The sequence below is a fragment of the Streptomyces sp. MB09-02B genome (genome assembly GCF_033794485.1).
GTDB lineage: Bacteria > Actinomycetota > Actinomycetes > Streptomycetales > Streptomycetaceae > Streptomyces.
In genome coordinates this window covers 1-10,770 of the sequence record NZ_JARGEE010000317.1, presented here as the reverse complement: position 1 = coordinate 10,770, position 10,770 = coordinate 1, and the positions used below count along the sequence as shown (strand labels likewise).

Here is a 10,770-nt window from a genome sequence, read left to right as displayed (position 1 = left end):
GACTCCGGGGCCGATGTCGGGCGGGGGACCAGGGCGTCGGCCCGGGGGGCCGGGGGCTCGACGGCGGCCGGAGCCGGCACCTGCCCCAGAGGATCGGCGGTGGTCAGCGGTGCGGAAGCCGCCGGGGCCACCGGTACACGCATGTGCGGTCTGCGTCTCACGGGTTGCTCGCTCCCGTCTCGGGGCGCCGCCTGACGGTCAGGCGGGACGGTAGGTCGGTCGCGTCGGCGCCGCGCGGGACACCGAGCCGTTCGAGGACCGTGGTGCCGAGCACGGCGACGGTCAGATTGAGGAGGAGGGCGAGCAGACCGGCGTAGATCTCCAGCGAGCCGCCGCCCAGGAGCACGATGGACGAGAACCCCTCGCGCACCACCAGGAAGGTGCCGGTCACCATGCCCACACCCCACCCCGCGAGCAGCGCCCGGGGATGCAGCCGCCCGGTGAACAGGCCGACCGCCACCGCCGGGAAGATCTGCAGGATCCACACCCCGCCGAGCAGCTGGAGGTTGATGGCGTCCTGGTCGCGCAGGCCGAACACGAACGCCACCGCCCCCACCTTCGCCGTCAGCGACACCACCTTGGCGATGCGCACCTGACGCTTGGGCGTGGCGGTCGGCTGGAAGTACTCGACGTACACGTTGCGGACGAAGCCGGTGGCCGCCGCGATCGACATCACCGCCGCCGGGACCAGCGCGCCCACGGTGATCGCGCCGAACACCAGTCCCGCCAGCGGGCCCGGCATCAGCCGGTCCACCAGCATCGGCACCGCCGCCTCGGCACCGCCCTCGGGTGCCCGCACCCCCGACGCGAGCGCCGCGACCCCGAGGAAGCCGAAGAGGGCCAGCAGTCCCGTCCAGGCGGGCAGCGCCACGGCGACCTTGCGGACCGTGCGCGGCCCGTCGGCGGCGAACCCGGCGGTCAGCACGTGCGGATACATCAGCAGGGCCAGCGCCGAGCCGAGCGCGAGGGTGGCGTAGGCGGGCTGCTGCTCGGGCGCCAGGAGGAGCGCGGACTCCTCGACGCTCGTGCCGCCGAGCCGCCGGGCCGCCCCCTCGAAGACCGCGCCCGGGCCGCCGAACCGTTCCAGCACCAGCCAGCACACGGCGGTCAGCGACACGAAGACGGCCACCGCCTTCAGCGCCGAGATCACGGCGGGCGCCCGCAGCCCGTGCCGGTACGTCGCGACCGCGAGCCCCGCGAACAGCGCGACCATCACCAGATCACCGGCCGCGCCCTTCGGGTACAGACCCCCGGCCGTCAGCACCGCCCTTATGCCGAGCAGTTGCAACGCCAGGTACGGCATCGTCGCGAGAATCCCGGTCAGCGCCACCACCAGGGCGAGCGGCGCCGAACCGTACCGGCCGCGCACGAAGTCCCCTGCCGTCACGTACCCGTGCCGCCGGGCCACCTCCCACAGCCGGGTCAGCAGGACGAAGGCCAGCGGGCAGACGATCACCGTGTACGGCACCGCGAAGAACGCCGGCGCCCCGTTTCCGTACGCCAGTCCGGGGACGGCGGTGAAGGTGTACGCGGTGAAGATCGTGCCGCCGAGCAGCAGCCAGGTCCACACCGGGCCGAGGCCCCGGTCGGCCAGCGCCCAGCCCTCCAGCGAGGGCAGCCGGTCGCTGGGGCGCAGCCGGCGCGCGGTGACGGCGAGCAGCGACGCCCCGCCGATCACGGCGAGGAACGTCGCGGTCATGGCAGCGTCCGCCATGGGTCACCGTCCTTGGTGTGCCTGGGCCCCCGGCTGTACCTCGGCCCTCGCGTGTTGGTTGCGTGGACGGCCGGTTCGGAGGACACGAATCGGCGGGGAATCTCCTGGAAATTCGCTGTCAACCGATCCCGGCGAGTGGGCAACTCTTGCACAGACCCACAGGAAGCGGGAGAGGAGAGCAGGTCATGGCACAGACCGGTCACCCCCGGCTACGGCGCGTCGCGATCGCCGTACTGCTCCTCGCTCCCGCCGCGGGCCTGCTGTGGGTCCCCTGGTACGCCGGTGCCGCACCACGGCTCGCGGGCACGCCGTTCTTCTACTGGTACCAGCTCGCCTGGGTGCCGGGCTGCGGCCTCTGCCTGCTCGCGGCGTACGCGCTGACGGAGCGGCGACGCTCCGCCGGGCACCGCGACCGACATCGCTGAGCCGCCGCCGCACCCTCCCCCTTCTCTTCCCTTCTCTGCCGTACCCCGTTGAGGTCAGGAGCCGCCATGTCTACGTCAGCCATGCCCGAATCCGGTCGCGAGGTGCCGGAAAAGCCACGTATGTCACCGAAATCGATCGCGCTGTGGATCGGCGTCGCTTTCGTCGGAGCGATCGGCTGGGCCGTGCTCGCCCTCTCCCGGGGCGAGGAGATCTCGGCCGTCTGGCTGCTCATGGCGGCCCTCGGCTCGTACGCGATCGGCTATCGCTTCTACTCCCGGTTCATCGCCCGCCGGGTCCTCCAGGTGGACGACACCCGGGCCACCCCCGCCGAACGGCTGGAGGACGGCGTCGACTACCACCCGACCGACAAGCGGGTGCTGTTCGGCCACCACTTCGCGGCCATCGCCGGCGCGGGCCCGCTGGTCGGACCGGTGCTGGCGGCCCAGATGGGCTATCTGCCGGGCACCATCTGGATCATCGCGGGCGTGATCTTCGCCGGCGCGGTGCAGGACATGATCGTCCTGTTCCTCTCCATGCGCCGCGACGGCAAGAGCCTCGGCCAGATGGCCCGCGACGAGATAGGCAAGGTCGGCGGCGCCGCCGCGCTGATCGGTGTCTTCGCCATCATGATCATCCTGCTCGCGGTGCTGGCGATGGTCGTCGTCAACGCCCTCGCCGAGTCCGCCTGGGGCACCTTCTCGGTCACCATGACCATCCCCATCGCCCTCTTCATGGGCTTCTACCTGCGCTACCTCCGCCCCGGCCGGGTCGTCGAGACCAGCTTCATCGGCGTCGCCCTGCTCCTGCTCGCCATCCTCGGCGGCGGCTGGATCCAGGACTCCTCGCTCGCCGAGTACTTCGTCTGGAGCCCCGAGACCCTCGTCTTCTGCCTGGTCGGCTACGGCTTCGTCGCCTCCGTGCTCCCCGTATGGATGCTGCTGGCCCCGCGTGACTACCTCTCCACCTTCATGAAGGTCGGCACCATCGTCCTGATGGCCGTCGGTGTCGTGGTCGCCGCCCCGAACCTGCGCGCCGAGTCGGTCACCGAGTTCGCGCACACGGGTGCCGGGCCGGTCTTCGCCGGCTCCCTCTTCCCCTTCCTCTTCATCACGATCGCCTGCGGCGCCCTGTCCGGCTTCCACGCCCTGGTCTCCTCCGGCACCACGCCGAAGCTGATCCAGAAGGAGTCCCAGGTCCGGATGATCGGCTACGGCTCCATGCTCACGGAGTCCTTCGTCGCCGTGATGGCCCTGATCGCCGCGTGCGTCCTGGAGCCGGGCCTCTTCTACGCCATGAACTCCCCGGCGGCGCTGCTCGGCCCGACCGTCGACACGGCCGCCGAGGCGGTCAAGAACCTCGGCTTCACCATCACCCCGGAACAGCTCACGGCGGCGGCGAAGGCCGTCGAGGAGGAGACCCTCGTCGGCCGCTCCGGCGGCGCGCCGACCTTGGCCGTCGGCATGTCGGAGATCTTCGCCGGGGTCTTCGGCGGCGCCGGGATGAAGGCCTTCTGGTACCACTTCGCGATCATGTTCGAGGCCCTGTTCATCCTCACCACGGTCGACGCCGGCACCCGGGTGGGCCGCTTCATGCTCCAGGACATGCTCGGCAACGTCTGGAAGCCGATCGGCCGCGTCACCTGGAAGCCCGGCATCTGGATCACCAGCGCCCTGGTCGTCGGCGCCTGGGGCTACTTTCTCTACGCCGGGGTCACCGACCCCCTCGGCGGAATCAAGCAGCTCTTCCCGCTCTTCGGTATCGCCAACCAGCTGCTCGCCGCCGTCGCCCTGGCCGTCACCACCACCGTCCTCATCAAGTCCGGCAAGCTGCGCTGGGCCTGGGTCACCGGCATCCCGCTGGCCTGGGACGTGGCCGTCACCTTCACGGCGGGCTGGCAGAAGATCTTCTCCGACAACCCGGCCATCGGCTTCTTCGCCCTCCGCGACAAGTACGCGGCGGCCATCGACAAGGGCGAACTCCTGCCCGGCGCCACGAACATGGACGACATGCACACGATCGTCACCAACAACACGGTCGACGGCGTGATCATGGCGATCTTCCTGCTCCTGGTCCTCACGGTCCTGGTCAACTGCGCCGTGGTCTGTGTCCGCGCCGTACGGTCCCCGGTTCCCCTGCCGTCGACCGAGGCCCCGTACGTCGAGTCCCGCATCGACGACGACACCGAGAAGCAGTTGGTGGGGGCCGGCCGATGACCGTCCGGAGCTGGGCGCGAGGGGTCCGCTGGTACCTCCGGGAACTCACCGGCGAGGCCGAGTACGACCGCTACTGCGCACGGCACCGCCGTCACCACCCGAAGGCCCCGCTCCCGAGCCGCAGGGAGTACGACGCCCTGCGGACCCGGCAGAGAGAGGAACACCCGGAGGGCCGCTGCTGCTGAGGCCACGGCCCCCCATCTGAGCCGGCCCAGGGTGCGTTGTCGGGTGCGGGTGCGTGGGGGGGCTGGTCGCGCAGTTCCCCGCGCCCCTAAAAGCCCAGGCCCCTGCGGGCCTGAAAAGCACGGGGCGCAGCCCCTGCTTTTCAGGGGCGCGGGGAACTGCGGGAGAAGCCCACCGGACCCGCACCCGAAAACGCACCCGAACCCACCCCACCCCAACCCCCGGATCCAGAGATGCTGAGACGCCGACCCTCCCTGCTGATCCGTCCCGAACTCGACGACGACCCCCTGCACAGGACGCTGACCGAACTACGCCCCACCCCCCAGCTCCACGGCCTCGGCGCCGGCCGCACCCGCCCTCCATGGGAACCCGTGGCCGAGCTCCTCCGAGCCACCGGCCGCGACTGGGACCGCCGAGCCCACCGCCTCGCCGTACTGGCCCGACGCCTCCCCGTCGCCGTCCCCCAACGCTGGACGGCCGACCGCCCGGAGGACGGCGACGCCCTCACCCTGCGCGCCTTCGTCGAGACACACCGCACCCCCGCCACCGACCAGGCAGCCGTCCGCCGCGCCGAACACTCCTGCCTCCGCGCCGCCGAGGCCTGCCCCGAGGACCCCACCCCCTGGCTGGCGCTGCTGTCCCTGATGGACACCTGCGCCGTACCGGTCAAGGACGCCGTGCCCGTATGGACGGAGGCCGTCAACCGTGCCCCCTGGCTCCGGACGTCCTACCACCGGCTGCTGCGTTACCTGTCCCCGCGCGGACACGGCACGGTCCCCGACATGATGGACTTCGCCTGGCAGGCCGCCGCCCGCGCACCCCACGGCTCGCCGCTGGCCCTGCTCCCGGTGGCGGCCCGCGTCGAACTCATGGCCCACCGTCAGGGATCGACACCCGTCGACGCCCTCGGCTCGGGCGGCGGCAACTGGAACGAGCCCCGGTCCGTCCACGAGATCGACCTGGCCCTCAAGAGCTGGTTCGACGTCGGCACCGCACCCCACGCCGAGGCCGTCACCGACCTCAACACGCTCGCCTTCGCCCTCACCCGCGCCCACCGCCCGGCCGAGGCCGCCCCCGTCTTCGTACGGCTGGGCCGCCACATGACCCGCCACCCCTGGGACCTGCTCCCCGAGCCGGAACGCACGTTCGCGTACTGGCAGGAGCGCTCGACCGACGGTCGCGGCCGGACCTGACCCGGCCGGCACCTACACCGGAGTGGGTGCCGTCTCCTTCTCTTCCTCGGCCTCCGCCGCGGCCGCCGCCTCCGCGCGGTCGCGGCGCTCCCGGCGGGCGAGGACGACATAGCCGACGGGCACGCCGAGGGCGAAGAGCCACCACTGCAGGGCGTAGGCGTAGTTCAGCGCGGCGTTCTCGTCGCCGGGGCTGCCGAGCTGCTCAGGGGTGTCGCCCTTGGGCTCGGGCGAGGTCTGCGCGAGATAGCCGCCGAGGACCTGCACGCCGAGGCGCTTCGCCTCCCGCCCGCTGTCGATCAGCATGATCTGCCGGTCCGGCAGGCCCTGGAGGTCCTTGATGCCGCTCGCCTCGGTCGTCTCGTCGGGCATCAGTCGCCCGGTGACGGTCACCTCGCCGCCGGACGGGGCGGGGATCTTGGGGAACGCGGTCTGGCTCGGCCCGTTCGCGGGGATCCAGCCCCGGTTGACGAGCAGCACCCTGCCGTCGTCGAGCACGAACGGGGTCAGTACGTGGAAACCGACCTCGTCGTCGGCGTTGACCCGGCGGCGGACGACGACCTCGTCGTCGGTGTCGAACCGGCCCTTCGCGGTCACCGTGCGGTAGCGCTCGGCGCTGGTGACGGTGTGCCCGGGGGAGGTCAGCCGCTCGACGGGCACCGGCTTCGCGGCCAGCGCGTCGGCGACGAGCTGGTTCCGCGCGCTGCGCTCCTCGTAGCGATGCATCTGCCAGATACCCAGCCTGACCATGGTCGGGACCAGGACGAGGGCGAGCAGCGCGAGGATCACCCACTGCCGGGACAACAGGAAGCGGTACACCCCACGACCGTACAACTCGGTCGTGGGGTGTGTTCGGGCGGGTGCGCACTCGCAGGTGTTCAGACTCTGTCGACGATCCCCGCCTTCCCCTCGGCCCGCGCGCAGTGGGCGCCGCAGTACCAGTGGCCGTCGACGTCGACGCCCTGGCCGATGATCTGCACCCGGCAGTGCTCGCAGATGGGGGCCATGCGGTGGATCGCGCAGGAGAAGCAGTCGAAGACGTGCACCGCGCCCTGGGCGTGGATCTCGAAGGTCATTCCGTAGTCATTGCCGCAAACTTCGCATCTCGCCATGCGCCACAGGGTGAGCCGTCGCCGCCGCGCGGGCGAGCGGACGCCGGGCGAGTCGCCCGGCAATCACCCGTCCGTACGGGTCACTCGTCGGCGGGCACGACGTCGCGGAGCAACTGCCCGAACGCGGCCTCGTCCACCACCGGCGTCCCGTACTGCCGGGCCTTGACGACCTTCGACGTGTTCGAGTCGGGGTCGTTGGTGACGAGCAGGCTGGTCACCCGGGACAGGCTCGTCGCCACGTGCAGCCCCGCCTCGATCGCGCGGTCCTCCAGCAGGTCGCGTTCGATCGACGTGTCCCCGGAGAAGGCGACCCGCATGCCCTGTTTGAGCGGTTTGCCGTCCTCGAAACGCCCGGGGTTGGGATAGGGGCACGCGGGCCGCTTCCGTGCTGCCCGCCAACTGGTGGGCCGGTAGCCGCTGTAACCGCCGCCGTAGCCACCGCCGTGGCCCGCCTGCTGCCCGATGCGTGGCGTGGCCGGACTGTCCCGCCACTCGGTCAGCGGCCGGCACTCGTGCAACGGCAGCCGCACACCGCTCGCGGCGGCGACCCGCAGACTCGGCCTGAAGGCCTCCGCCAGCACCCGGGCGTCGTCCAACGCGTGGTGCGCGCGCTGCTGCACGACCCCGAAGTGCGCCGCCAGCGACTCCAGCTTGTGGTTGGGCAGCGGCAGCCCCAGCTCCTTCGACAGCGCGATCGTGCACAGTCGCTGCCGCACCGGCGCCTCGGTCTCCGCGCGCGCGTACTCCCGGGCGATCATCGACCAGTCGAACACCGCGTTGTGCGCGACGAGCACGCGGTCCGCGAGCCGCGCCGAGAACTCCGCCGCGATCTCCTTGAACAGCGGCGCCCCTTCGAGCACATCACTCGTCAGCCCGTGGATCCACACCGGCCCCGGATCCCGCTCCGGGTTCACCAACGTGTACCAGTGGTCCTCGACCTCGCCCCGCGCGTCCAGTCTGTACACAGCCGCGGAGATTATCCGGTCGTCCCGGGCCAGCCCGGTCGTCTCCACGTCCACGACCGCGTACCCCTGTGGGTACGCGGCCGGCCAAGGCGCTTGCGACGCTGCGGTCGTGTGGTCTTCGAGCATGGTCCCTGAGGATACGGGCCGGGACTGACAGCTCGTTACCCGGCGCCGGAGCGGCACAAGTGACGGAGTGACAGCTGCGGCCTCGCCCCTCGGTTTGGTGGAGAACGCCAAGAAGCAAGCGCGTACCGTCGGAAATACTTGTCAGTAACAACGTCTAGCCCCCGTCGACCAGCGGTTCTACCGTGCCCCCATGCCGAACCTGCCCGATGTCGTGCTCTGGTCGATACCCGCCTTCGTGCTGCTCACCGTGATCGAGGTGATCAGTGTCCGGATCCATCCGGACGAGGATGCCGCGGGGTACGAGGCGAAGGACGCCGCGACGAGCGTCGGTATGGGGCTCGGGAGCCTGGTCTTCGACTTCCTCTGGAAGATCCCGATCGTCGCCCTCTACACCGCGATCCACGAACTGACCCCGCTGCGCGTCCCGGTGCTGTGGTGGACGATCACGCTGATGCTGCTCGCGCAGGACTTCTTCTACTACTGGTCGCACCGCGGCCACCACGTGATCCGCATCCTCTGGGCCTGTCACGTCGTCCACCACTCCAGCCGGAAGTTCAACCTCACCACCGCCCTCCGGCAGCCCTGGACGACCTGGACGGTGTGGCCCTTCTACGTCCCGCTCATCGCTCTCGGCGTGCACCCGGCCGCGCTCGCGTTCTGCTCCTCCGCCAACCTCGTCTACCAGTTCTGGATCCACACCGAGCGCATCGGGAAGCTGCCCCGCGCCTTCGAGTTCGTCTTCAACACGCCCTCGCACCACCGGGTCCACCACGCCTCCCAGGGCGGCTACCTGGACCGCAACTTCGGCGGCATCCTCATCGTCTGGGACCGGCTCTTCGGGTCCTTCGTCGAGGAGACCGAGCGCCCGGTGTACGGCCTGACGAAGAACATCGACACGTACAACCCGCTGCGGGTCGCCACCCACGAGTACGTCGCCATCGCCAAGGACCTGAAACGCGCGGGCGGTTGGGGTGAGCGGGCGGGCCGGGTCTTCGCGGGACCCGGCTGGAAACCGGCACAGCCGTCCCCGTCCGACCTGTCGGTCCCCTCGGTCTCGGCCGCCACCCCGTCCTCGGAGACCGTCACGTGAGCCGGGACAGAGGGGCCGTCCTCCTCGCCGCCTTCGGGGTCGCCGCCGGCGTCGACCTCGGGTCCCTGGCCGCCGGGTTCGACGTGGGGCACCTCGTCGCCAAACCCCTGCTGATGCCCTTGCTCGCGGCGTACGCGTACACGCGCGGCGCGCCCGGCCTGTTGATCGCCGCCCTGCTGTTCGGCTGGGGAGGCGACGTGCTGCTCCTCTCCGACGCGGAACCGGCCTTCCTCGCCGGGATGGGCTCCTTCGCGGCGGGGCACGTCTGTTACCTCGTACTGTTCGGCAGGTTCGGCAGACTCAGCAGACCCGGCAGGGAAGGCCGAGACGGCAGTCTCAGTCGGCCCGGCAGTCCCAGCCGTCCCGGCAGGCCCGGCCAGCCGGCGGCGTACGGTGCGGCCGTCGGTGTCGCGTACGGCCTCGCCCTGGTCGTCGCCGTCGTGAGTCTGTGGCCCGGTCTGCCGGCGGATCTGCGCCTCCCCGTCGCCGGATACAGCGCCCTGCTGACCACGATGGCGTGGGCCACCTCCCGGCTCGGGCTCGTCGCGGGGCTCGGCGGCGCGCTCTTCGTGGTGTCGGACCTGCTCATCGCGACCGGCGTCGCCGAGTGGCCGCAGCCGCCCCGGCCCGACCTGTGGATCATGCTCACCTATCTGGCGGCCCAGTACCTGCTGACCCGAGGGGTCCTCGGCGCCCTCGGCGCACGCGCCCGGGACACCCCGGCGGAGGATGAGGTGTCCCGACCAGCGGTGTGACCGGCCCGCGCGGGCCACCGGCTCCCCGTGGCCCCCTCACCAGCGGATCGGCAGTGGCAACGCCGTCAGCGGCGCCGACACCGCGACGACCGCGCCCAGTACCGCCACCTCCGCGCGCGGGGACACAGGCGCGGAGGGGATCGTCGGTCGAGCGACGCAGCCGCAGCCGCGCCCACAGGGCCAGTACGGCGACGGCGGCCACGAGCAGGATTTTGGCGAACAGGGCGCGCCCGTACGCCGTCTCCGTCAGTTGGTCGAGGACCGTGCCCGGCGGCATCCGGCGCAGCGTGCTCCACATCCCACTGGCGGTGACGGCGGCGAGCAGAACGGCGGCCACGCGCGCGTAGAGCCCCAACAACGCGGTGCCCGGCCCCGACGAGCGCCACGTGCGCGTGCGCAGGGTCCGCAGCACGTGCAGCAGTCCGCCCGCCCACAGTGCCGCGCACGTCAGGTGAACCACGGTCAGGCCGGTGCCGACCAACGGGTCGTGGTGGTCCGTGGTCGGGTGGGCGCGCAGCGCCTCCGCGACGACGACGGCGGCCAGGGGCAGCGCCTGGGCGGCCGGCCGACGGGACAGCGCCAGCAGAGCGGCCGCCGCGAAGGCGTTGACCTCCAGGAGGGCGAGCTTGCCGTCCCGGGTCTCGTAGAGGCCGCCCACGTCCATGTCGGCGGGGGAGTCGGGCACCAGATTGCCGGTGGCCACGACCGAGGCGAGCCCCAGCGAGGCCACGAGACCGGCCCCGGCCGCCCAGGGCGCCCAACTGCGCGGCGCCTGCCGGGGAGCGCCGGGCAGTCGCCGCACCAGCCACACCACGAACAGCTCACCCGTCGGCACACACAGCGCCGCCAGCAGCACGGTCCGCAGCAGGGCGATCCCGCCGGCCCCGGGTGCCCCGGCCTCACCGGTGCCGTCGAGCGCCACCCGCGGGCCCAACAGGGGTATCAGCGCCTCCACGGCCACCAGGACGAGCACGACGGCACCGGTGAGGCCGGGGC

Annotated in this window: 10 protein-coding genes and 1 pseudogene; 6 read left to right on the top strand and 5 right to left on the bottom strand. The window is 71.7% G+C overall.

Features of this window, described 5'->3' with window-relative positions; all coding sequences use genetic code 11:
* Positions 1-157: 157 nt before the first annotated feature.
* Positions 158-1,714 (bottom strand): sodium:solute symporter family transporter, encoded by a 1,557-nt coding sequence (locus P1P70_RS32440; protein WP_319244165.1) that lies wholly within the window; start codon positions 1,712-1,714, stop codon positions 158-160.
* Between the two features lie 185 nt (positions 1,715-1,899).
* Here P1P70_RS32440 and P1P70_RS32435 point away from each other — a divergent pair, with 185 nt between their 5' ends.
* The 4 genes from P1P70_RS32435 to P1P70_RS32420 all read left to right on the top strand — a co-directional run bounded on the left by P1P70_RS32435 (position 1,900) and on the right by P1P70_RS32420 (position 5,729).
* The gene (locus P1P70_RS32435; RefSeq protein WP_045560818.1) at positions 1,900-2,139 is read left to right on the top strand and encodes a DUF3311 domain-containing protein; all 240 of its coding nucleotides are present in this window, start codon (positions 1,900-1,902) and stop codon (positions 2,137-2,139) included.
* A gap of 66 nt (positions 2,140-2,205) precedes the next feature.
* Complete coding sequence (locus P1P70_RS32430) at positions 2,206-4,353, top strand: carbon starvation CstA family protein (protein WP_319244163.1); 2,148 nt, start codon at positions 2,206-2,208, stop codon at positions 4,351-4,353.
* A complete protein-coding gene (locus P1P70_RS32425) occupies positions 4,350-4,538 on the top strand; it encodes a YbdD/YjiX family protein (RefSeq protein ID WP_319244161.1) in 189 nt (62 codons plus the stop codon). The genes P1P70_RS32430 and P1P70_RS32425 overlap by 4 nt, the downstream gene beginning before the upstream one ends.
* A gap of 231 nt (positions 4,539-4,769) precedes the next feature.
* Positions 4,770-5,729, top strand: coding sequence for a hypothetical protein (locus tag P1P70_RS32420; protein ID WP_319244159.1), 960 nt, complete (start codon positions 4,770-4,772; stop codon positions 5,727-5,729).
* 12 nt (positions 5,730-5,741) lie between these two features.
* Here the strand turns inward: P1P70_RS32420 and P1P70_RS32415 are convergent, their stop codons facing one another.
* The 3 genes from P1P70_RS32415 to P1P70_RS32405 all read right to left on the bottom strand — a co-directional run bounded on the left by P1P70_RS32415 (position 5,742) and on the right by P1P70_RS32405 (position 7,929).
* The gene (locus tag P1P70_RS32415; protein WP_319244157.1) at positions 5,742-6,545 is read right to left on the bottom strand and encodes an SURF1 family protein; all 804 of its coding nucleotides are present in this window, start codon (positions 6,543-6,545) and stop codon (positions 5,742-5,744) included.
* A gap of 59 nt (positions 6,546-6,604) precedes the next feature.
* The gene (locus tag P1P70_RS32410) at positions 6,605-6,838 is read right to left on the bottom strand and encodes a hypothetical protein (protein ID WP_319244155.1); all 234 of its coding nucleotides are present in this window, start codon (positions 6,836-6,838) and stop codon (positions 6,605-6,607) included.
* 80 nt (positions 6,839-6,918) lie between these two features.
* Positions 6,919-7,929, bottom strand: coding sequence for a DEDDh family exonuclease (locus P1P70_RS32405; protein WP_319244153.1), 1,011 nt, complete (start codon positions 7,927-7,929; stop codon positions 6,919-6,921).
* Between the two features lie 190 nt (positions 7,930-8,119).
* Here P1P70_RS32405 and P1P70_RS32400 point away from each other — a divergent pair, with 190 nt between their 5' ends.
* On the top strand, positions 8,120-9,019 hold the full coding sequence (locus P1P70_RS32400; RefSeq protein ID WP_319244151.1) for a sterol desaturase family protein: 900 nt from the start codon (positions 8,120-8,122) through the stop codon (positions 9,017-9,019).
* A complete protein-coding gene (locus tag P1P70_RS32395) occupies positions 9,016-9,774 on the top strand; it encodes a lysoplasmalogenase (RefSeq protein WP_319244149.1) in 759 nt (252 codons plus the stop codon). Before P1P70_RS32400 ends, P1P70_RS32395 begins: the two co-directional genes overlap by 4 nt.
* Before the next feature lie 36 nt (positions 9,775-9,810).
* Here the strand turns inward: P1P70_RS32395 and P1P70_RS32390 are convergent.
* Positions 9,811-10,770: pseudogene (locus P1P70_RS32390) on the bottom strand (CopD family protein); the annotation flags it as partial.